Below are 23,479 nucleotides of genomic sequence, written 5' to 3'. Positions count from 1 at the left end.
ATGAAAAAGATAACTATACATCTTGTTTTGATCTTCTATGTTTTTGTTTTAAAGGCGCAAACCGGAGTAAATACAAAAACACCGGTTGGCTCCTCTATTCTGGAGGTAAATAGTACGAGTAAGGGAGTATTGTTTCCAAGACTGGATATCGGCAATTTAAATAACAAAGCACCGGTCACTGCGACGCTTATGGCTGATGGCTTATGGGCTTATAATAGTGGAGCCACTAACACAAACAGTCAAACCTTACATTACTGGGATGTTGCAGCGAACAGTGGTAATGGTGCCTGGATCAGACACCTTTATTTTAAGGAAACACCTAAAGTTGCCACTATTGGCTTGACCAGGAATCTGGCAGTTTTGGATAATAAGATTCAGAATGAGGAAGATGCTATTGCACAGGGTACCAATGCTTACACGATTTTAAACACAGGTTATATGCCTGGTCTAAGCATAAGGATGAGTGCTTCAGGGTATTGGGTAATTGCAGTAGGACCAGGCGTTTATACTTTGGAAGCTTCCTATTTATTAAATGCACCTCTACCAGATCCAGGTAGAGGTACCGTGATACAAAACGGGTATTATAACATGGGGTATTTGAGTGACCTCTGGATTTCTCCTTTTAATCCAAATACAAATGTTTATGGTACCGATTTCTTTGGAGGTAGGGTGGAAGGTGCTGTTATCTCTAAAATTGATACCGATCACCGCATACGGTTCCTGCATACTTTTGCTTTAACCGGAGCGAATGGATTTGAACTCGATCTATATTTAGGTAGAAGAGATGGGTCCACCTTCTACGATCTGGTAAATATAATTGCCACGGGTACCATCATTAAGTTAACCAAATTGAATTAAGTCATGAAGCAATATATTATAGGTTTCTTTTTGTTAGTCTGTAATGGCTATGTATATGCACAAGGTGCTGCAGGTATAGGTAAGCAGACGGTAGCTAGTTCCGCAGTTTTAGATCTATCGAATAGCACCCGGAAAGCTTTTTTGCCATCCCGTGTACTTTTAACGGACTTGTTTAGTATAACTACACCAATTGCCAATCCCGTAGAAGGGCTGATTGTTTACAATACGAGTACAGTTCATCCAAAGGGATTTTATATCTGGAATAAGGGGAGCTGGAGCTTATTAGCTGCTAAAGAAAATTCGGTGACGAATGCTGTCATTCAAAACACTACAAAGGTATCAGCCTTTAACTTACCGGTTGCAGGTACTTTTGTTCCCATTACCGGAGGAACTCAGTTGTTTAGTAATATCCCCGGTTTTTCTACTGCTGCAGGAAACTTTACCCTGCCTCCAGGGAATTATACCATACAGGTGTCTTTAAATATTCAGGCACCATTAGAGCTTCCTGCAAATGGACTTGGCGCTACAGTTAGAACAAATATCCATTACTATGTAGCTAAACTGACTAACGGGACAACTTCTTACGGACAAGTGATGCCAGATAATCAAACGTCTAACACCAGCAGTACAACTAATAGCAAACAGCATGTCGCAAATTTCTCTTTCAGTTTTCAAATTACTGCAATAGCCACAATGAGTTTTAATCTGGCCCGGGTAACCGGAGGGACTTATCAAGGGGATTTCGACATCCTAAATTCATTTATTCACATTCAGCGCTCTATGTTATGATCAACTATAAAAAACATTTATACCTGGTCTTCTTGTTGTTTTCCGCGCTTAGCTGGGGACAAACAGGTGTCAATACCCGGAACCCGCAGACATCTGCAGCCTTAGATATTACGGCTACGGATAGGGGATTATTATTGCCACAGTATACATTAGGACTTTTAACCGATGGGGTAAACCCGGTAAATGCACCTGCAGAAGGATCTTTAATTTACAATCTGGCAGGAGGTGTTAATCCTAAAGGTTATTACTACTGGACAGGGCTAAGGTGGGAAAGACTCATTGTAAACGGAGAAACAGATCAGATCCTAAATGTGAAACTTGCAGCTTATTCACCTAGCAATGGAGCCAATTCTGTGACTTTGATTCCGGCTAACGAAACCCTTGCAAATATCGTGGCTTTTCCAGCTGCATATACGACCGTCGTAAATACGATTGTAGGAGTAAATTATACCAGTGGCCCAACTATTAATTTGCCAGCGGGTACTTATCGGGTCGACATCACTTTTGATTGCATGTCTCCCAATGGTACAAGTAACACGAATTTTGAAGCCGCTGGAAATAATCAGCTGTTCGTGGTTAATGCGGCAATAGTAGATGCAGGAAATGGGCTAATTTCGGATCTAAAAGTGTCCTCAACGATATCACAGTATGGAGGTGTGAAAAGTGTACAGGGGTATAAGTTTTCCTACATCATAAAATTGATATCAGCTCAGGCTGTTAAAGTGATGTTGAACCACAATAATGGGGCCTCAGATTCCAGCTTAACAAGAGACAATCAAGCCGGATTGATCGTTACTTTCTACAAATTTTTTGAATAACAACTCACGCCAGGCAATGACCCGACGGGCTAAATAATATACAATGAAAATATACCTGCGAAATATAGTTTTACCGGCTAGCTTACTCACTCTATTTGCGATACAATCGTACGCGCAAACAGGAACAGGGAGCATGACTGTCGATAATTCGACCGTAATGATTGCGGAAGGAACCACCGAAATGCGCTTTTCTGAGGGCAGCTTTTTCGGTCCCACTGCCGATTGGACCATCGACGGGACTTTAGAGATTTACAGTAAAAATATATGGATTGCACCAGGCGCGACTTTCAAAGGGAGGGGAAAGATCGTTGTCTACAACCCTGGTAGCAATCCTTTTTATCCGGAGATGAAAGCTGCGGCAACAAAAATAGATGGTAATAATGGAGACTTTATTAACCTCCTCATCGAACACCGTAACAACGATAATATCATCTTAGCCGATGTAGACGATCCAGGTTATCAGACCAATAATCCACAAGGGGCCCTGGCTGCGGAATTGAATATTGGAAAAGAGATTGATCTGGCCGTAAATCAGGCAGACATTATCTTAAATGGCTACAATCTCGCCTTTAATACAAGCGGAAAAATTACCAATTATAGCGCAAACCGGATGGTGGTGACCAGCAACAGCATTGACGGACACATGATCAAAGAATACGGTAGCCCTTCCTCTTTTGTGTTTCCGGTAGGGATTGCCGAAAACGATTATACTCCAGCAACGCTGGCGCCATTAAACGCAGGTATCGTGTCGGTTAGCGTGCAGAATTATGGTGCCTCATCTGCCTTTACCAAAGGGATTAAATCCGAATTGGGAATGGATAGAAGCTGGCAGATCTATAGCAATAAACCTTTAAAAGCGGATATGACTTTGCAGCACAATCAAAATACGAACGGTCAACAATTTAAAGATGCCAATGCTTCAATTTCCCAATATGTAAATGGTAGTAAATGGGATTTCCTGAAAACCAGTAATCCCGCTACCGGAATTCATACGAGTATAGGCCTGAATGTTCTTTCCGATATGACGGTAAACGGAGGATGGTTTACGAAATATGCAGGTTCAGGACCAGAGCTTTTAATTCCGAATTTATTTACGCCTAATGGCGATGGTACCAATGATACTTTCGAAATCCGTGGGATAGAACAATTTGTAAGCAACGATATCGTGATTGTAAATCGCTGGGGAAATGAAGTATTTAAACAAACAAATTATAGAAATACCTGGAATGGAACAGGCTTAAATGAAGGGACTTACTATTATGTATTGCGTGTAAAAGATGCAGCGGGTTCAGAATGGCGGGTATTTAAAGGTTACATCACGCTGATCAGGGCATTCGATCAATAGCGTTTAACGAAAGGATTAGAAAATGAAATATATAAAAATAGGTATTGCCGCATTACTGATGCTGACTGTGCAAAAAATCAAAGCACAGCAGGATGCGCAGTTTAGTCAGTATATGTTCAATGGCATTTATATCAATCCTGCTTATGCAGGATACAAGGAACAGTTAAACCTGCATAGTTTTTACCGGACGCAATGGACCGGGATTACCGGCGGACCAAAGAGTATGTCCCTGGCCGTAGATGCCATTGCCAATGATGGGAATGTAGGGCTTGCCTTACAAGTGGCCAGTGATCGTTTAGGCGCGCAAAACAACCTGACCGCTTATGGAAATTATGCCTATCGGTTAAGGTTAAATGAAGATGGATCAGCCAGACTCTCTCTCGGGATTGGTGTTGGTCTGGTTCAGTTAGGAATTGATGGTTCTAAATTAAATCCTAATGATCCTGAAATGTATCAGCCGGCAGGAATGCAAAGCAAAATTATTCCGGATGCCAGAACAGGTGTTTTTTATTCGGATAATAAATTTTATGTGGGGATATCTGCCGATAACCTCATCGCACAGGCGATTAAAGTCGAAAATGATGGATTTATAGCACAACCGAAACCACATTATTACTTAACTGCCGGAGTGTTGATTCCTTTGTCTGAAGGGATTCAGCTTAAACCTTCCTTCCTCTTAAAAGATGATCGTGCAGGCCCTACCAGTTTAGATGTGAATGCTTTTGTCCTGCTAAATGACATCATCTGGCTGGGTGGTTCCTATCGTACAGGTGTGAAATTATATGATAAATCGTACCTGCAAAAGGATTTAAGTAACCGGAATTCGGTGATTGCCGCCATGGAAATATTCCCCGTTAAAAACCTGCGAATCGGCTATGGATATGATTTCTCTGTCGGCGCATTGAAAGGTTATAGTGGCGGAACTCATGAAATATCAGTCGGCTATTTTATCAATAAGAAGAATACCAGAATGCTGACACCCCGCTATTTCTAATTTAGCAGGCTAGTATTGAAATTTAAAATATACACGGATTGTACCGTTTGTCATTCCAATAGAAAATGAAAAGAACACTGTTATTATGCCTGTTTGCGCTTAGCCTGTTTATACCTGTGAAAGCGCAGTATGTATTGAAGGAGGCTGATGCGCAATATGATTTGTTTAATTACATCAAAGCCATCGATCTGTATGAGCAAGCTTATGCCAAGAAAAATACGCTGTATGCGGCCCAACGTTTAGCCGAAAGTTATACTTTAACACGTAACTATCCCCAGGCTGAAAGCTGGTATGCGATAGCGCTGAACATGCCCGGCAGTCCTGCAGTAAATACATTAAACTATGCCAAAGCATTGGTCAGTAACAGCAAGTATGGGGAAGCGAAAACACAGTTTAAAAATTATATCGAACAACAAAAAGAACTTTCTTTAGCACAGCAAAATCTGTGGTTAAATTCCTGTGATTCGGCCATAAAATGGATGCAGCAACCAAGGCCTGTCCTGTTGCAAAATGCACAGGAATTGAATAGTCCGCAATCCGATTGGGGGGCAGTGCAATCAAAAGACGGGGTCACTTTTACTTCCGACAGGGGATTATCCCTTCCTGAGAGCACTAAGAAATCCGGCAGGCCATTCCTTAAATTTGATGCAGGTAAAACGCCCGATAAGCAAACTTATGGCTGGACAGGTAACCAGTATCTGCGTTTATATGAAGCTCAAAAATTAGACAATAAAGACATTTTAATGCTTTTCCCTCTGGATGCAGGTACTGATTATCATATTGGGGCCGCGAGCTTTAGCAGCGAGGGTAAGGAGATGTACTTTACATTAACACGGATCAGTAAAGACCTGAAGTTTAGCAAAGGGCGCATAGCCACAGTAAACGTAGAAATATACAGCAGCGAAAAAGCTGCGGATGGGAAATGGGGGAAACCAATTCCCTTTAAATATAACAACGTGAATGCTTATTCGGTAGGAGATCCCTTGATCAGCAAGGATGGTCGTAGCCTGTATTTTGTTTCCAATATGCCAGGTGGCAAAGGAGGGACAGATCTCTATCACATCACTAAAAATGCATCCGGAGAATGGCAGGAGGCCATAAATCTGACGTCCTTAAATACCGAAGGCAATGAAAGAAGCCCTTCAATTGATGAATCAGGCGGTTTTTATTTTAGTACGGACGGTCTTACCGGTATGGGAGGTCTTGATATCTTTAAATCTATATATCTAGATAATAGCTTTTCTAAACCGATCAATCAGGGCTATCCGATAAATTCTCCGCAAGACGATTTTGCCTTCAATATGTACACGGCAACTGACGGATATTTGTCTTCCAATCGCGTTGATGGTTTAGGAAGCGATGATATTTACCGGATTACCCAACAGATCATATTGGCCCTGAAACTGGAAGGTAAAGTCTTTAATAAAAAGACAGGTTTACCACTTGCTTCTGCATCGGTCACTTTAAAAATGCAAAACGGGAATGCGTTAAAAGTGATTACAGATGAAACCGGTTATTATGCCTTCAAAATTGATAAGGATATCCTTTATGATGTAAAGGCAGAAAAGACCGGGTTCAGAAGCGCAGACACGAGTTTTGTGACACAGGTTTCTCTGGTTAAAGATTTTTACCTGATCCCAATTGAAATCAACAAACCGATCCGCCTTGACAATATCTACTATGATTTTGACAAATCTAATATCCGGCCGGATGCCGCTATTGAGCTGGATAAACTGGTTAAAATCCTGAAAGATAATCCAACGATCTGGATCGAATTATCTTCTCATACGGATAGCAGAGGTAATGATAGCTACAATATGGCCCTGTCTCAACGACGCGCAGAATCCGCAGTTCGCTATATCGTTTCAAAGGGTATTGATAAAAACAGGATTACCGCTAAAGGATATGGGGAAAGTCAGCTGCTTAACCGTTGTGCAAATGGCGTGAAGTGTGCTGTGGAAGAGCATCAGCTCAACAGAAGAACAGAATTTAAAATTGTGAAACAATAAAGTATTTATACTGATTTGTTTATTTTATTGGTCATGTTTCGGGGATGGATACTGTGAGAGGTGGGACCGTCCCCACTCATGACATTTTAGTTTTAAAATAGAGTTTTAGGTTTTTGTATCCATTTAGATATGAGGATGATGTGTTTTATTTAGGAAGCGGAGGTTTTCTGAGCTTTTGGTTATATCTTATAGTTTTAATATCAGCTGTTCGCAGCATAGTGTGGCATGATATTCGATATAGGAGTATTAAATAGCGCTTTCATGGATTTATTGTCCTTAACCCTCAGTTCTTCAGGCTGTAAATAATTTTAGTATGACGCTTGAAGAAAATCTTAAAAATCTTGAACCGCAGGTAATATGCCTTGCTGATGTGGCGGATTATTCCAATCTGTTTAACCGGTATTATGCAGGTTTATGCGGTTTCGCGGAGAAGATTATCGGAGATAATTATGCAGAAGATATTGTTGGTGATGTATTCCTAAAGCTTTGGGAAGGGAAATATGAATTTTGCTCCGAACTTCATCTAAAAGCATTTCTATATAGAGCCGTAAAAAACGGCTGCCTCAATTTAATTAAAATGACCGGTCGGGCTGAGAATCGACACCTATTTTATCAGGAGGAAATGGGAGCTGAAGACAATACTTTTCTTTTAGCTGTGACACAGGCAGAAGTGCTTAGGGAACTCCACCTCGCCATTAGCGATTTACCGCCGCAGGCGGGCAGAATTATTAAGCTGACTTACCTTGAAGGTTTAAGTAATCAGGAAGCTGCTGATCATCTAGGTTTATCTATTCAGACCGTGAAAAATCAAAAGTTAAGAGGTTTGGGGATTTTAAAGAAAAGGTTGCCGGGGACTACATTTTCCCTCCTTATTTTGCTGCCTTATTTTACCGGTTGAAATTGATTCAGATAGTGCTTTCAGTGGAATAAGAAAATTACTTGTTCATTGATCATGAGGTTAAACTAATAGGAGAATAAACATTATTTTTGAGGTACAGCGGCAAAGATTAATAAATAGAATTTACGCTTTAAATTAAAGAACGTTAAACAGGTTATAATGAAGAATGATCGACTTTTTGAAAGTTTAAATATAGCTGAATTAATAGTTCGGAAGAAAACCAGTCGGCTGAAGCCCGGAGAAGAGCAAGCATTAAAGAATTGGGCTGATTTATCCGAAGAAAACGCCGGATTATATGCGGAAATAACGGAAGGCAAGGGGCTGGGGAAAGAAATTGATAATTTAAATAAATACAACGCAGGAGAGGCCTTTGCTAAGTTTCAAGACAAAATTTCGAAGCAGCAAGAATGGAAAGAACCTCAGGATCTACCACAAGATCAAAACCTGACCGCTGATCAGCATGTACGAAAACTTCGAAATACAAACCGTTTTTTAATAGGCATTGCCGCCTCTCTATTTTTGTTTGTCATCGCCGGATTAGGCTATTATTTCTATGAGAAGGATAGTCCTTCGGATTTGACGGCGACTAATGTCACTGTTGATCAGGTCTTGCCAGGTAATAATCAGGCGGTACTGACCCTGGCAAACGGAAAAGAAATACAGCTTTCTGATGCAAAAAACGGAGAGCTGGCAGTCGAAGGTGATGTGAAGGTAAATAAAACAAAAGACGGAGCGCTGGCATACACTGCCTCATTAGGCAATACTGCGTCGGCTTTGAATAAAATTGAAACGCAAAAAGGAGGGATGTATCAGGTGACTTTGCCGGATGGGACCAATGTATGGCTTAATGCAGCGTCTTCCCTGGAATATCCGGTTACTTTTAATGGATTGAATCAGCGTCGTGTAAAGTTAAGCGGTGAAGCTTATTTTGAGATTGCCAAACAGCAAAAACCATTCATCGTAAATATGAATGGCGAGGAAACAGAAGTCCTGGGTACTCATTTTAATATCAATTGCTATCCGGATGAAGCGGTAATCAGAACCACATTAATGGAGGGAAGTCTAAAGGTCTCCATCCCCGGAACGGCATACTCAAAGGTGTTAAAGCCAGGATATCAGACGGTCTTAGGGAAGTCTGTAAAAGGAATAGCGTTGGAAAAAGCAGATCTGGAAGCCACGCTGGCCTGGAAAAACGGAACCTTTGTCTTTGTTGATGATGACCTTGAAACGATCATGAGGGAGTTGGCCAGATGGTATAATATAGAAGTGGAATTCGCCGATCCGGAAAAAAGAAAAGTCACCTTTGGCGGTTCTATATCCAGATTCTCTGACCTGAACAAGGTGTTGAAGAAGCTGGAGCTTACCGGACTGGCAAAGTTTAAACTGGAAGGGCGTAAGCTGATTGTACAATAAATCCCGGTCCTGTTAAGGAATCTTAATCTCAGTGTAATCTTTTGCATAAAACCCGCCATTTTTGCAGACCTGTTGCGTATTTGCAATAATAATCGTATGTTTGCCCGGCAAATAGTAACTCCTAAATTATTTGCTATGCAACTAGATCCCAATAAATTTATATCTGAAGGTTTAACGTACGATGACGTATTGTTAGTTCCTGCATATTCTGAAGTTTTGCCACGTGACGTGGATACCGGAAGTTTTTTAACTAAAAAAATACGTTTAAATGTGCCTGTAGTTTCTGCAGCAATGGATACCGTAACTGAAGCTGGTTTGGCAATCGCCATCGCACAGGCAGGTGGTATCGGTATGCTACATAAAAACATGAGCATTGAACGTCAGGCAGAAGAAGTCAGAAAAGTAAAACGTTCAGAAAGTGGAATGATCCAGGATCCGGTTACTTTAAATGCAGATGCGAAAGTAGCAGAAGCATTCCAGATCATGAAGGACTTCAAAATAGGTGGAATTCCTGTGATTGATGCCGACAATAAACTGGTAGGTATCATCACCAACAGAGATCTTCGTTTCCAGAAAGACATGCAACGTAAAGTATCGGAAGTAATGACCAGTGAAAATCTGATCACTGCTCCTGAAGGTACAACGCTTTTGCAAGCTGAAGAAATTCTGCAAGATTATAAAATTGAAAAGTTACCTGTAATTAATGCTGAAGGGCACCTTGCTGGTTTAATCACTTTCAAAGACATTCAAAAATATAAAAACTACCCTAAAGCTTGTAAAGACGAACGCGGAAGATTACGCGTTGGTGCAGCTGTAGGTGTAGCCGCTGATAATATCGACCGTGTAGCTGCATTAGTTGCTGCAGGTGTAGATGTGGTAACCGTTGATACTGCTCATGGTCACTCTAAAGGTGTTATCGACATGGTGAAGGCCATTAAAGCACGTTTCCCTGACTTACAGGTGATCGCTGGAAATATCGCTACTGCGGACGCCGCAAGAGCATTGGCTGAAGCTGGTGCTGATGCCGTTAAAGTTGGTATCGGTCCGGGTTCTATCTGTACCACCAGAATTATCGCTGGTGTTGGTGTACCTCAATTGTACGCAGTTTTCGAATGTGCACAGGCATTAATCGGTACCGGGATTCCTGTTATCGCTGATGGTGGTATCAAACAAACTGGTGATATCGTGAAAGCGATCGCAGCAGGAGCAAGCTGTATTATGGCTGGTTCATTGTTCGCAGGAGTGGAAGAATCTCCAGGTGAAACAATCATCTATGAAGGACGTAAATTTAAATCTTACCGTGGTATGGGCTCAGTAGAGGCAATGCAACAAGGATCTAAAGACCGTTATTTCCAGGATGAAGAAGATGTAGTTACTAAATTAGTTCCGGAAGGAATTGTTGGTCGCGTTCCTTACAAAGGCACTTTAGCAGAAGTAATCTATCAGTATGTTGGTGGATTAAGAGCTGGAATGCACTACTGTGGAGCAGCAACTATCGATGACTTACAGAAAGCTAAATTTGTACGTATCACTGCTGCAGGTATGAGAGAAAGTCACCCACATGATATTTCTATCACTAAAGAATCACCAAACTACTCAAGCAGAAGCTAGTTTTATGAAGCATAGTAAAAGGGGTGTCCAGATTCTGGATACCCCTTTTTGCGTTTTAAGTTTTTCTGTTTTATAAGAACTCGTCAGGGCCGATTTCCCAGGTCCATGGTTTCTTAAAGCTTTGAAAGGTGCGTAAAGTGCGAATGGGGAAATCCTGTGTAACCGGTTTAATGACTACACGGCTTTGATGACCTTTTCCGATGGTGACCGTTCGCTTCTGTTCCAGAAAATCATATTGTTTATCAGTCAGTTCTCCTGAACTATCATTAGAAAAGTTGTTGGCCGCTTTTTCTAACCTCCATGCTTTCTGTTGATACCCGAAGGTGTATTTCAATTTCCAGCGCCAGGATCCACCTCCCTCGAAGGATAAAGAAAGTTGGTTTTTTTCAATTTCCATTGGTCGTAATGGATCCCCCAGTGCACCACCTTCTTTAGACCTTAAGATGAAGTCGTTATTTTGTGCAGCAAGCTGATAACCATTTTTGGTTTTGAAGTAAATGGCCAGTATCCTTGGCTTTTGAATTTCTTTGATAAGTTCGGTGTTCATGTCGCCATAAGCCCTGTTTTCGCGGATTTCCTGAGGGTATTCTAAGATAACAGCAAAGTCTTTTACCCGATCCTGATTCAGATCACCGTATACGGAATCCAGGGCTTTCCAGCCATCCGGAACTATTTCCGATAAAGACTTCCCCTGATTCGGTAGTTTTGGGAACTTGAAATTCTGCGCGTAAACGGCAGTCTGACAGCCCAAAAGGAATAAAATAATTTTCAGCTTCATACGTTTAGCATAACGTTGATACCCCGGAAAAAGTGTGTTCATGGAGACGGGCACCAGAATTTCTTGTAATATTGCAAGGTCATGGATAAAAAGATTAGCCTGTTTAACTGGAGTGGCGGGAAAGATAGCTGCCTCGCCTTACACCATATTCTAGCAGATGAGAGTTATGAAGTACGCTGTTTGCTGACCACCGTAAACGATGCTTTTAACAGGGTAAGTATGCACGGGGTGAGGGAAGCTTTATTGATCGCACAGGCAGAAAGTATCGGTATTCCCTTATACCAGGTTCGCTTGTCGGAATCTCCAACCATGGAGGCCTATGAAGAAAGTATGCTGCGCCATATGGAAGGGTTACGGTCAAAAGGAATGGAGTATTCTATTTTCGGAGATATTTTTCTGGAGGATCTCCGCAGGTACCGTGAAAATAAGCTTGCCGAATTGGGGTTTAAAGGCGTATTCCCTTTGTGGAAACGCGATACAAAGGAATTGATTAACGAGTTTATATCCTTAGGCTACCGCACGGTTGTAGTCTGCGCACAGCAAGGTCTGGAAGATTTCTGTGGGAGAGTAATTGATGAGCATTTCATCGCCGATTTGCCCTCTGGAATTGATCCCTGCGGCGAGAATGGCGAGTTCCACACTTTCGTGTTTGATGGCCCGATTTTTAGCAGCCCGATACAGTTTAGCCTTGGTGAGAAGGTGTATAAGGAATTCCCAAAACCGAATGGGGAAGAAGGGGAGGCCTCAGGGTATTGGTATATTGATTTATTACCTTAAAGAATGCATGTCTTTAAGGCCTTAGTGATATTCTTACAACACAATCAGCCTTAAAGAATCTGCTTTTACCCTGCTTTTCAACCACAACCTTAACCGTTCCTGATCAACTATTGGAAGGGGCTTGTAAAAAGCGGCCACTACCAGTGTCAGCGTATCAGATTTGTTCGTGTCTAAACGGTTAAACACGGTATTGTTGATACTGTAATCCTTTAAATCCGGGTATAGTACACGAAGTTCCGGTTTCAAATCTGGTAGCAACAGTTGCAAGGGGTCATTGACAGTTGCTTCTGCACTGGTTTTAAACACATCCTCCAGAATACTGGCTTTAATCTGAGAAAGGTCCACTTCGTTTTTAGCATTCAAACCCTGCCTGATGAGCAATTTTGTCCCTTTTAGCTGGTAATTCGGAAGCTTCTGGTTTAAGGAATCCAGTTGTTGCGGCGATAACTCCTGTCCCAGCAACAACAAATCTATTTCACTGCCTTTTCTGCTATATTTCAGGTTTTTGGAGATCACCTGGGTATTCGTATAATTCAGTTGCTGACTGATAAACTTGTTCGCATTGTTCTCAAAAATACTTTTGCCAACAATCTGGTAGGTCAGGTAGATGCTTGGTGCAATCGTAATCAGGACAACAATCCAGATATAACGACTTACTTTCTGCTCATCCTCTTTGTTTTCAAAGGTTTTCTTTTTGAACTTCAGGTAGCGAACGATCAGAAAGGTAGACACACAAATGAAGACACTATTAATAAAATACAAGTAAATCGCACCCATAAAATAGTATAAGTTTCCGGTGGCAATCCCAAAGCCAGCTGTACATAAAGGAGGCATTAAAGCTGTAGCAATGGCTACACCCGGAATCACATTGCTCTTTTCCTTTCTTGTAGCGGCCACAATACCTGCTAATCCCCCTAAACAGGCAATGAAAACATCCCAGATGGAAGGGGAGGTCCTGGCCAGTAATTCAGAGGAAGCCTCATGAAGCGGTGTAAATGTGAAATATAGTGTAGAAGCAATGATGCTGATGATGGTGGCCAACGTTAAGTTTCGGAGGCCCTTTTTAACCAGGTCAAAGTCGTTGGTGCCTATCCCAAGACCAATTCCGACAATAGGACCCATTAATGGGGAGATCAGCATAGCCCCGATAATTACCGCAGTAGAATTTACATTTAATCCGATACAAGCCACAAAAATCGCAAAAATCAAAGTCCATAAGTTGGCGCCTTTAAAAGCTACATTCTTCTTGATCGAATTGATCGTTTCTTCTTGCGGGGCACTATCTTCCTGTAGGTTAAACCGGTAATTGAAAAATTTGCTGACTATACTATAAAGATCGTTCATGGCCGTGATTTTCAAACCCATCACAATTATTGATCCTAAAAACTATGATTTATTCTTAAGTGTTTTGTTTTATAGAATATCTACAGAAAATGCGACAACGAGATAAAAATAAATCGGATTTTCTAACCACCCAATAGGTTAAAATATAGAGCTTCGATCAGGTGGTTGTTCTTCCTCCTTTCCGTCTTTTAATATCCAAATTATCTTAATCTATCTCAATTATGAAAAGAATATGCTTCTTTATGATGGCTTTGTTGTGCTGTTTTTTCTCGGCAATGCCGATGCACATTTCCTCGCTCTGGAAGAAATGCCCTGGAAAAGAATGCTGCCGGCAGGTCAGGCATGGCCATTTCTCCAGATATTCAGATAAAGATGTTCAGCTTAAAGTGAAGTTCAACAAACATCAGATCTTTTTCATGGATAAAGGAGGGGATTGACCATGCAGCTGGATCAGAGACCATCAGAGAGGCAGCTGATATTGATGCAGTCTTTTTTGAAAGACCATTCTGCTCAGGAAGTCCTGGATGTTTTATATCAGCTGTATAGAGGGTGGGCCTATCAGGTGTCTATTAAAACGGATCGGGAGGAACGACTCCGGATACTCAGCTGTTATTCCGATCTGAGGGATTTAATGGAAGAAATAGGAAAATAATTGGCAGGAATTTATACCTGTAGATGGAACAAATGAATGCTTTATACCAAAGCCCGAAACGGACTTTTGTTTCAATCGAAAATAGATTTATCTTGCCCAAATGAATATAGAATTCAACAAAAATGAAGATTTAAATAAGCAGTCTGTTTACGAGTTGAAGACGAGGCTTAAAAAGATATATGAGGGTGGGGGGGCAAAGAATGCAGCAAAACAAAAAGATAAAGGAAAGCTTTTGGCGCGGGAGCGTATCGCTTATTTAATCGATAAAGAAAGCGAGTTTCTGGAACTTGGCGCATTTGCTGCGGATGGTATGTATGCCGAGCAGGGGGGCTGTCCTTCCGCGGGTGTAGTTACCGGAATCGGGTACGTTTCCGGCCGACAGTGCATGATCATCGCCAATGATGCCACAGTGAAAGCTGGTGCATGGTTCCCGATGACCGCCAAAAAGAATTTAAGAGCGCAGGAAATTGCCATGGAAAACCGTTTGCCAGTGATTTATCTGGTTGATAGTGCCGGGGTATACCTGCCCATGCAGGATGAAATATTTCCTGATAAAGAGCATTTCGGTCGGATGTTCAGGAACAATGCACACATGTCTGCTGACGGGATCGTACAGATTTCTGCCATCATGGGTTCCTGTGTTGCCGGTGGTGCTTATCTGCCGATCATGAGCGATGAAGCTATGATTGTTGACGGAACAGGCTCGGTGTTTCTTGCCGGTTCTTACCTGGTCAAATCAGCCATCGGAGAAGAAATTGACAATGAAACTTTGGGAGGTGCGACCACCCATTGTGAAATTTCGGGCGTAACCGATTATAAACACCCAAACGACCAGGCTTGTCTGGATAGTATCCGCAATATCATCAGCATGTTGGGCGCTCCCGAAAATGCAGGATTTGACCGCATAAAGCCGGAAATGCCAAAGCTAGACCCACAGGATATTTATGGGATTCTGCCGGAAAGCAGGGAGAAACCATATGATATGCTGGAAATAATCCACCGCCTCGTGGATGGCTCTGCTTTTGAAGAGTACAAACAACTCTATGGTCAGAGCATCATTTGCGGATTAGGCAGAGTGGATGGCTGGGCAGTAGGTATCGTGGCCAACCAACGTAAAGTGGTGAAGTCTAAAAAAGGAGAAATGCAGTTCGGTGGTGTAATCTATTCGGATTCTGCGGATAAAGCGGCCCGCTTCATCATGAACTGTAACCAGAAGAAAATCCCATTGGTATTCTTACAGGATGTAACCGGATTTATGGTCGGCAGCAGGTCTGAACAAGGCGGAATCATTAAAGACGGAGCCAAAATGGTGATGGCAGTTGCCAATTCGGTGGTGCCTAAATTCACGATTGTATTGGGTAACTCTTATGGTGCCGGAAACTATGCCATGTGTGGTAAATCTTACGATCCCCGCTTGATTTACGCCTGGCCAAGTGCTAAAATAGCCGTTATGGGTGGCTCGCAGGCAGCAAAAGTATTGTTGCAAATTCAGGAAGCTTCCTTAAAAGCGAAAGGGGAAACCATTACCCCGGAAAAAGAAGCAGAACTGCTCAAAGAAATTACAGATCGGTATAACAGTCAGACTACCCCATATTATGCAGCCTCCAGGCTTTGGGTGGATGGCGTAATCGATCCTTTAGAGACGCGCAAGGTGATTTCTATGGGGATAGAAGCCGCAAATCAATCGCCAATTAAAAAAGCTTTTAATGTAGGGATCATTCAAACCTAGTTTTTCTGCTTGATATTCAGGTGTTATTTTATAATCGGTAGCTCATAATGCGCCTTTCCGGTAGGATGATACTTGTTATGCGTTGTAGAAAAGTGTAATTTTGTTGTATAACAGAAAAAATAATATGTCACAAGAAATAGAACACGTTAAATGTTTAATTATAGGTTCAGGCCCTGCAGGATATACTGCGGCAATTTATGCTGCCCGTGCAGAACTGAAACCAGTAATGTACACAGGTATGGAACCAGGTGGACAATTGACACAAACCACTGATGTGGATAATTTTCCAGGTTACCCTGGTGGAGTAATGGGGCCTGAAATGATGGAAGATTTCCGTAAGCAAGCAGAACGCTTCGGAACAGACATCCGTTTCGGTTACGTAAGTTCAGTGGATTTTTCTTCAATGCCTCATAAAGTAGTAGTAGATGATATCAAAACCATCACTGCAGATACGGTAATTATCTCAACAGGTGCAACCGCAAAATGGTTAGGCTTACCTTCTGAGCAAAAATATAATGGCTTTGGCGTTTCTGCCTGTGCAGTATGTGACGGTTTCTTCTTCAAAGGATTAGATGTTGCCATCGTTGGTGCTGGTGATACGGCTGCCGAAGAAGCAACTTACTTAGCTAAACTTTGTAAAAAAGTGTATATGCTCGTTAGAAGAGACGAATTCAGAGCTTCAAAAGCTATGGTGAGCAGAGTATTAAATACACCTAATATTGAAATCATTTACCATACTGAAACCCTGGAAATTCTGGGTAACGGTAAAAATGTAACTGCTGTAAAAGTATTAAACAATCAAACTAAAGTAGAATCTGAGATTGCTGTAGACGGTTTCTTCGTGGCTATTGGTCACAAACCTAATACAGACATCTTTAAAGGTTGGTTAGATATGGACGAAACAGGATATCTTAAAACCATTCCAGGAACCACAAAAACAAATGTAGAAGGCGTTTTTGCAGCTGGTGATGTACAGGATCATTACTACCGTCAGGCAGTAACTGCCGCAGGTTCAGGATGTATGGCTGCTTTAGATGCAGAACGTTACCTGGCTGCTAAAGAAGATGAAGTAAAAGAAATGGCTTAAAATCATCATAAAAAGATAAAAAAAAGGCGGAATTCGTAAGGATTCCGCCTTTTTAAGTATCAAAGGTTTTTTTTATCTTGTGCGTTCAATTTAAATACCAATCGGAAGGAAATCAACTAAATCCCTCCGGTTTAACCGAACTAAAAAACACACAAAAAAACAAATGAAGAAATTATTTACAATTATTCTGTTGGCATTTATTGCAATAGAAGCTTCTGCACAGCAGGATAAGAATATGGGCATTATTCCCGCCCCGGTATCTGTAAAGAAGGCTAATGGTAACTTTAAGCTTGATAAAACGGTCGTTTTAATCTCTAATGAACCAAAAAACTCGAGAATGGCCGACTTGTTCAACGCCTTTGTGGTTACTAAAGCCGGATTTGCGTTAAGACCAGCAAAAGCTGCGGCAGCAAATGGAAGAGCTATCATCCTGACTTCTGTAGGTGCAGATAAATTACCTGCCGAAGGTTACAAAATCAATATTACCGGTAAAAATATCACTATCGTTGGTTCAGATGCCGGCTTGTTTTATGGATTGAAATCCATGATGCAGTTAATGCCTGAAAAAGCAAATGATCAGATTTTGATCGCTAACGCTGAAATCAACGATTATCCACGTTTCAAATACAGAGGAATGCACCTTGACGTATCCCGTCACATGTACCCGGTATCCCTGGTTAAGAAATACATCGACGTAATGTCTGACTATAAAATGAACAATTTCCACTGGCATTTAACAGATGATCAGGGTTGGAGAATTGAGATCAAAAAATACCCTAGATTAACAGAAGTTGGTGGTAAAAGAAATGGTACGATTATCGGTCACCACCCTGGTGTAGCTACCGACAATAAAGAATATAAAGGTTTTTACACACAAGACGAAGTGAAAGACGTGATTGCTTATGCTACGGCAAGGTTTATCAACGTAGTTCCTGAAATCGAACTTCCTGGTCATGCATCAGCAGCAATTGCGGCTTATCCTGAGTTGAGCTGTTTCCCTGAAAGAGATACTTTTGTAGATCCAAAGACACCATGGTCTGGTAGCAGAAAAGGAAAACAAGTACAACAAACATTTGGTGTATTTGATGACGTATTTGTACCTAACGACTATACTTTCAAATTCCTTGAAAACGTATTAGATGAAGTAATCGCTTTATTCCCATCTAAATATATCCACGTTGGTGGTGATGAATGTCCTAAAGAATACTGGAAAGAAAGTGCCTTCTGTCAGAAAATGATTAAAGACCTGAACTTAAAAGATGAGCACGGATTGCAAAGTTATTTCATCCAGAGAATTGAGAAACATGTCAATTCTAAAGGTCGTAAGATCATTGGATGGGATGAAATCTTAGAAGGTGGATTGGCTCCAAACGCAACAGTAATGTCTTGGAGAGGTACTGAAGGTGGTATTGCTGCAGCGCAACAAAGCCATGATGTGATCATGACCCCTAACGGTGGTGGTTTATATTTCGATCATAAACAATCAAATTCTAAAGACGAGCCTACAAATATCGGTGGTTTATCTAACTATACTGCGGTTTATAACTATGATCCGATGCCATCAGTATTGACTCCTGCTCAACAGAAATATGTAATTGGTGTACAGGCAAACTTATGGACAGAATACATTCAGACACCTGCGAAAGTAGAATACATGATCATGCCTAGAATTTTCTCTTTAGCGGAAATCGCCTGGTCACAACCAGAACGTAAGGACCTGAAAAACTTCTCTGAAGAACGTCTTCCACTACATTTGGCAAGACTAGATAAAACAGGAACGAACTACTGGGTACCTACACCACTAGGTTTAACGGACAAGGTGATGAACGGAGAAACGATCAACATCGACATCAAGGAGCCAATGCCAGGTGCTAAAATCTATTATACTTTAGACCTGACACGTCCTTCAACTGCGGCCGACTTATATACTAAGGGCATGGCAGTGATCGTTCCTAAAGGAGAGAAACGCATCTTGAAAACCATCGTAATCACGCCATCCGGAAAACAAAGTGTAGTTACAGAAACCGTTCTAAACAATGGTGCTGCGGATGTAAAAGTGAAATAGGTTGCAAAACGAAACACATTGCATAACAAATATAAAAATGAAACCAGGTAAATATTTCCTAAAGCTACCCCTGCTATTTGCAGGGCTGCTTTTATTGGCTGCTTGCGGAGAGAATACTCCGGGAAAGATCACAACAGCATCTACTACAACTGAAGCTTCAACAGCTAAAAAAGGGCAGTTTCCTTTTTACAAGGACATTGCTATACGTCCCGGCGTTAACTTTGAAGTGGTAAGTTGGGGAAAAGGAGTAGATAGTGTTGGCGGATACCTGATCCTGTTGTCAGATACGCTGAGAAATAACTATAAATCTTTTTCAAATGAACGTAAGGGAGTGATTACCGATGCCTGGAATATGGACCTCGATAATGACGGTAACCCGGAGATCTATATAGAGCTTTTAAGCAAGAAAAATGTGCTGGACCTCAATGTATATGAGTATGCAGGTGGAGAGTTTAGAAAAATAAACTTCCCGCCGTTGAGTAATTCTATCAAGAAGAACTATGCCGGTGGCGAAAAATTCATCATTAAAAACGGAGATCTGTTCCGCTCAGTTCCTGTGCTGGATGATAAGGATACGACCAATAAAACGCCTAAAGTGAAAATGTTGCAATATCGCTTAAATGGAAATAGCTTTTCAACCATTGAGCTAAAAGAATAACAGTCTTTTGGATGATGCCAGTTCATCTGCTTATCTATAAAAGCTAAAACGGCCGTATCCCTTCAACAGGATACGGCCGTTTTACGTTAAAAAGCTTAAACCAGGCGTTTATCTTTTGCCACCTGTATGGCCTCTGCTTTTGAATTTACGTTCAGTTTCGTATAGATGTTTTTGGTATGTGTTTTTACGGTTTCCACCTCAATGAAAAGTTCCTTGGCAATTTGTCCCCGGTCTTTACCAATGGTGATCAGCTCCAGAATCTGTGTTTCTCTTTTGGTTAGCGGACTATCCGGGTTCTTTTGAAGCGACAGAATAACCGTCTTGGCCACATCAGGACTCATCGGGCCACCACCATTCAGCACATCTTTAATCGCTTCAATCAATTTAACCGTAGGCGTGTTTTTGGTGAAATATCCGGAAGCACCGTTTGCGAGTGCATCCAAAATAGTCTTTTCTGTTTCATAAACCGTCAGCATAATGATATATACCTGTGGCAATAACTTCTTCAATAACGGAAGCGCATCGATGCCATTGGTACCCGGAAGTTGAATATCTAGAATAATCACATCAGGCTGATCTTTGGCGATTTTATGTTTTGCCGCATCAAAAGAAGGGTAAGTTGCCACTACCTGATAAGGAGAGGTATGGTTGATTAAATAAGCATAACCTTCTCTGATCGTTTGATCATCTTCGATGATTACAATTCTTGATTCTGGCTGACTATACATTTTTTAGACGCATTAAAGTGGAAAGACTAACTGCTAGTTTTATTTCCGTGCCGGTAGCGTTTGAATTGATATTTAGTTTTGCATTGATTCTTTTTGCTCTCACGTTCATATTGTTTATTCCATGACCATCCATGGATCCTATGGGATCAAGCCCTTGACCATCATCCTTTACAGTGATTTTCAAGGTTTCCCCATCTACTATTGCTGAAAACACAACCATCCCCGGTTTTGCGTGTTTCAGCGCATTGTGAATCGCCTCCTTAAAGATCATCAGCAGATTTCTGCTCACATCTAATGATAGTTTTCCATCGTATCCACCCAGATCAATATGAGATTGGAAATCGACACTGGTATTGTTGAACATTTCTTCTCCGAATTCCCGGATATGTCCCAATAGCTCAGTTAACTTATCATTTTTTGGATTTAACGACCACAATATGTCTTTAGTACCCCTATATAATTCATTTACATTGTCGTTGATTTTCGAGATAATACCTCTCTTTTCCGTGTCATCCGGATCAATCATACTGCTCAATACTTCTGATAAGACGGAGATTCGGGTCAGTTTGTTACCGAGATCATCATGAAAATCTTCAGCCGTCTGCTTCCTGACCTTAAATTGCTCTTCCAGTTTGATCTTTAACCTTAATTTCCGCTTACGCTCATTTAAGTTCAGAATGATGTACACCGCCAACAGAATTAACAATACAATCAGCACAAAGATCAGCAACCGGAATACTCCTGTCTGGTAATACGGCGGGGTGATTTCAAAAGAAAAGGAGGCGGTATCCACCGAAGGAACTCCTGCTTTTGTAATGGCCTTGACCTGAAAAGTATACTTCCCCGGAGGGATAGAAGAAAAGTTTATAGAGGTATTCCCGGTAGGCTCACTGTATTTATTATCCAGACCTAATAAGCGGTACTGATAAACCAAACCATCAGGGTTGGCTAAAAATACCCCCGTATAACTGATGTTCAGGTTGTTCTGATGGAAGGGAAGGGTGACGATGTTTCCCAGCTCATTCGCCTTAAAAATACTACGTTGTTTATTTTGCCTCCCTTCATTTTGTGCAAAAGCGGTAACGGAATTGATGTATACATAAGGCGCTACAGTTGGCGGCAACTGGTGATTCCGGTTGTAAACAATAGCCCCTTTTGTGGTGCCCACCCAAATATCATCGTGATGCTGTAGTATGGCGTTCTGGTTGCATTCTACCAATAAACCGGGCTCATTGCTGTTCTGTATCACTTTGAAATCTTTCGTATTGATCTTGTTGATTCCTTTTCCGGTGCCTACCCAGATCAGGCCCTGCTGATCCGGGAGTAAGCTATAGATATGATCGGAGGCCAAACCTTGTGCCGTACTGAGCGTTTTCATCTTGCCGGTTTTCCGGTCCCAGATCAGAATTCCATTATCGGAAGTGCCAAAAAGTAACGTATTCGGGCCTGATTTTGCCATGCAAAGGATCGAAGAACCACTAAGCTGCGGGAGGTTTAAAGGCCGGGTTTGATTTGGTGTATTGAGGATATAAACGCCGTCCTGGGTGCCTACAAGGATTTCTCCTGCGCTGGTTTCCAATAGAGAACTACCAAACTGCTTACTTACCCATTCCAGTTGCTTCGTTTTCTTATTCAGCAGAAAACACCCCGCATTGGTGGATACCCAAATCCTACCTTTCGAATCTTCTAAAATGGTATTATAGGCAATCGAATGGTTGTCCTCAGCCATAGAAACAATGTTTTTACCATTGTAACACCACAATCCGCCGTAAACGGTCCCGATCCAGATGTTTTTCTGACGGTCGTTATAAAGGAAATTGATGTTTTTTGTGTCTTCCAGTTTAGAAGGGATCTGGATTTCCTGAATTTTTCCTGCCTGGTATTGAAATAAACCGCCATAAGTACCGATCCATATTTCTTCCTGACCCGGACCATTGGCCAGACTCATTACTGTTTTACTGTTGAGGCCCTGAGATTCGTCGAAGATGACATAATCGCGGTCTACGTATCTAAAAAGGCCGGTTCCATCGGTAGCCAGCCAGATGTTATTTTCTATATCTTTAAAGATGGCATTGACCATGTTATTGGTGAAACCATTCTTGCCGTTAAAGTGAATCAGGCTGCTGCTGGTCAGGTAATAGGCACCACTGCTGTAACCGATCCAGATATTGTTTTTGGCATCCTGCTCTATGGCCGTGAATTTTCCGGACACATATTGGCGGAGGTTATTTTTATCTAAAGCATACAAGCCTTCGGATGCCAGTAGCCAGAGTTTGTCCTCCTGACGGGCGTCTGTAAAGAAGTCCGTTATGATCATTTTTTTTAAGGTTTCATTCTGTGGGTGCGCATTCCAATGCCCTTTATCGAGATAAAAGATGCCTTTCCTGAGAATGGCTACGGCAACTTTCCCTTTCGCATCCACCTTTAAAGCAGTCACGTTTTCAGCTGAATCATTACTGACGGTTAGAAAAGTGATTTGTTTTTCATCGGTTTTGAAAAGCCGGGAAGAGGAGAGGCCATACACCGTTCCGGTGGCACTGGTAACCAGTTTGCTTACCCATTCCTTGGTTTTCGCGTAATTATCGAACTGAAAGCCGTTAAATTTGGAAACACCCCTGGCCGTACCCAGCCATAACTGATCATTTTTCCCCAGACTAAGTGCCAGGACGAAATTGTTATTGAGGCCATTCGTTTTGGTATAACTATTAAACTGTTTCCCGTTAAAGGAGCTGAGTCCACCTAAAGTACTGATCCATAAACGGCGTTTACTGTCCTGCGTAATTGCAGTGACCTGAGATTGCGTTAAGCCATCTTCAATATCATACTGGCGGAAGTTATAACGCTGGGCAAAAGCGGATAGGCTGAATAAAAACAGCGACAGGACAAGGGAAAAAATCGTTTTGTAATACACTTTTGGCGGGAATTC

19 protein-coding genes are annotated in these 23,479 nt (G+C 41.6%); 15 read left to right on the top strand and 4 right to left on the bottom strand.

Annotated features, from left to right (window positions below; all coding sequences use genetic code 11):
• The 9 genes from R2Q66_RS08605 to guaB all read left to right on the top strand — a co-directional run bounded on the left by R2Q66_RS08605 (window position 1) and on the right by guaB (window position 10,735).
• Complete coding sequence (locus R2Q66_RS08605; protein ID WP_316747883.1) at window positions 1-858, top strand: hypothetical protein; 858 nt, start codon at window positions 1-3, stop codon at window positions 856-858.
• A 3-nt stretch (window positions 859-861) separates the two neighbouring features.
• The gene (locus R2Q66_RS08600) at window positions 862-1,647 is read left to right on the top strand and encodes a hypothetical protein (protein ID WP_316747881.1); all 786 of its coding nucleotides are present in this window, start codon (window positions 862-864) and stop codon (window positions 1,645-1,647) included.
• Complete coding sequence (locus R2Q66_RS08595) at window positions 1,644-2,465, top strand: hypothetical protein (RefSeq protein WP_316747880.1); 822 nt, start codon at window positions 1,644-1,646, stop codon at window positions 2,463-2,465. Before R2Q66_RS08600 ends, R2Q66_RS08595 begins: the two co-directional genes overlap by 4 nt.
• A gap of 43 nt (window positions 2,466-2,508) precedes the next feature.
• Window positions 2,509-3,810 (top strand): gliding motility-associated C-terminal domain-containing protein, encoded by a 1,302-nt coding sequence (locus tag R2Q66_RS08590; RefSeq protein WP_316747878.1) that lies wholly within the window; start codon window positions 2,509-2,511, stop codon window positions 3,808-3,810.
• A gap of 22 nt (window positions 3,811-3,832) precedes the next feature.
• On the top strand, window positions 3,833-4,804 hold the full coding sequence (locus R2Q66_RS08585) for a type IX secretion system membrane protein PorP/SprF (RefSeq protein ID WP_316747876.1): 972 nt from the start codon (window positions 3,833-3,835) through the stop codon (window positions 4,802-4,804).
• Between the two features lie 65 nt (window positions 4,805-4,869).
• Entirely contained in the window at window positions 4,870-6,813 is a 1,944-nt protein-coding gene (locus R2Q66_RS08580; protein WP_316747874.1) for an OmpA family protein, read from the top strand.
• A 313-nt stretch (window positions 6,814-7,126) separates the two neighbouring features.
• A complete protein-coding gene (locus R2Q66_RS08575; RefSeq protein WP_316747872.1) occupies window positions 7,127-7,711 on the top strand; it encodes an RNA polymerase sigma factor in 585 nt (194 codons plus the stop codon).
• 159 nt (window positions 7,712-7,870) lie between these two features.
• Entirely contained in the window at window positions 7,871-9,124 is a 1,254-nt protein-coding gene (locus tag R2Q66_RS08570; RefSeq protein WP_316747870.1) for a FecR family protein, read from the top strand.
• A 135-nt stretch (window positions 9,125-9,259) separates the two neighbouring features.
• Complete coding sequence (gene guaB / locus R2Q66_RS08565) at window positions 9,260-10,735, top strand: IMP dehydrogenase (protein WP_316747868.1); 1,476 nt, start codon at window positions 9,260-9,262, stop codon at window positions 10,733-10,735.
• Between the two features lie 70 nt (window positions 10,736-10,805).
• Here the strand turns inward: guaB and R2Q66_RS08560 are convergent, their stop codons facing one another.
• Entirely contained in the window at window positions 10,806-11,513 is a 708-nt protein-coding gene (locus tag R2Q66_RS08560) for a hypothetical protein (protein ID WP_316747866.1), read from the bottom strand.
• Window positions 11,514-11,594: 81 nt separating this feature from the next.
• Here R2Q66_RS08560 and R2Q66_RS08555 point away from each other — a divergent pair, with 81 nt between their 5' ends.
• Complete coding sequence (locus R2Q66_RS08555) at window positions 11,595-12,290, top strand: diphthine--ammonia ligase (protein ID WP_316747864.1); 696 nt, start codon at window positions 11,595-11,597, stop codon at window positions 12,288-12,290.
• 33 nt (window positions 12,291-12,323) lie between these two features.
• On the opposite strand, the gene R2Q66_RS08550 is transcribed toward R2Q66_RS08555, so the two are convergent.
• The gene (locus R2Q66_RS08550; RefSeq protein ID WP_316747862.1) at window positions 12,324-13,634 is read right to left on the bottom strand and encodes a TIGR00341 family protein; all 1,311 of its coding nucleotides are present in this window, start codon (window positions 13,632-13,634) and stop codon (window positions 12,324-12,326) included.
• Window positions 13,635-13,855: 221 nt separating this feature from the next.
• Here R2Q66_RS08550 and R2Q66_RS08545 point away from each other — a divergent pair, with 221 nt between their 5' ends.
• From R2Q66_RS08545 to R2Q66_RS08525, 5 genes are all read left to right on the top strand, one after another.
• Complete coding sequence (locus R2Q66_RS08545) at window positions 13,856-14,071, top strand: hypothetical protein (protein WP_316747860.1); 216 nt, start codon at window positions 13,856-13,858, stop codon at window positions 14,069-14,071.
• Window positions 14,072-14,386: 315 nt separating this feature from the next.
• A complete protein-coding gene (locus tag R2Q66_RS08540) occupies window positions 14,387-16,015 on the top strand; it encodes an acyl-CoA carboxylase subunit beta (RefSeq protein ID WP_316747858.1) in 1,629 nt (542 codons plus the stop codon).
• Window positions 16,016-16,139: 124 nt separating this feature from the next.
• Entirely contained in the window at window positions 16,140-17,102 is a 963-nt protein-coding gene (gene trxB / locus R2Q66_RS08535) for a thioredoxin-disulfide reductase (protein WP_316747856.1), read from the top strand.
• Window positions 17,103-17,265: 163 nt separating this feature from the next.
• A complete protein-coding gene (locus tag R2Q66_RS08530; RefSeq protein WP_316747854.1) occupies window positions 17,266-19,167 on the top strand; it encodes a family 20 glycosylhydrolase in 1,902 nt (633 codons plus the stop codon).
• A 37-nt stretch (window positions 19,168-19,204) separates the two neighbouring features.
• Window positions 19,205-19,825, top strand: a complete 621-nt coding sequence (locus R2Q66_RS08525) for a hypothetical protein (RefSeq protein ID WP_316747852.1) — start codon at window positions 19,205-19,207, stop codon at window positions 19,823-19,825.
• A 95-nt stretch (window positions 19,826-19,920) separates the two neighbouring features.
• Here R2Q66_RS08525 and R2Q66_RS08520 read toward each other — a convergent pair whose 3' ends face one another.
• Together R2Q66_RS08520 and R2Q66_RS08515 are read right to left on the bottom strand one after the other, a co-directional pair.
• Complete coding sequence (locus tag R2Q66_RS08520) at window positions 19,921-20,553, bottom strand: response regulator transcription factor (RefSeq protein ID WP_316747849.1); 633 nt, start codon at window positions 20,551-20,553, stop codon at window positions 19,921-19,923.
• Window positions 20,546-23,464, bottom strand: coding sequence for a two-component regulator propeller domain-containing protein (locus R2Q66_RS08515; protein WP_316747848.1), 2,919 nt, complete (start codon window positions 23,462-23,464; stop codon window positions 20,546-20,548). Before R2Q66_RS08515 ends, R2Q66_RS08520 begins: the two co-directional genes overlap by 8 nt.
• Window positions 23,465-23,479 lie beyond the last annotated feature (15 nt).

It is taken from the genome of Pedobacter gandavensis (genome assembly GCF_032677645.1).
GTDB classification, from domain to species: Bacteria; Bacteroidota; Bacteroidia; order Sphingobacteriales; family Sphingobacteriaceae; genus Pedobacter; species Pedobacter gandavensis_A.
This window is presented reverse-complemented; position numbering and strand designations above follow the sequence as displayed.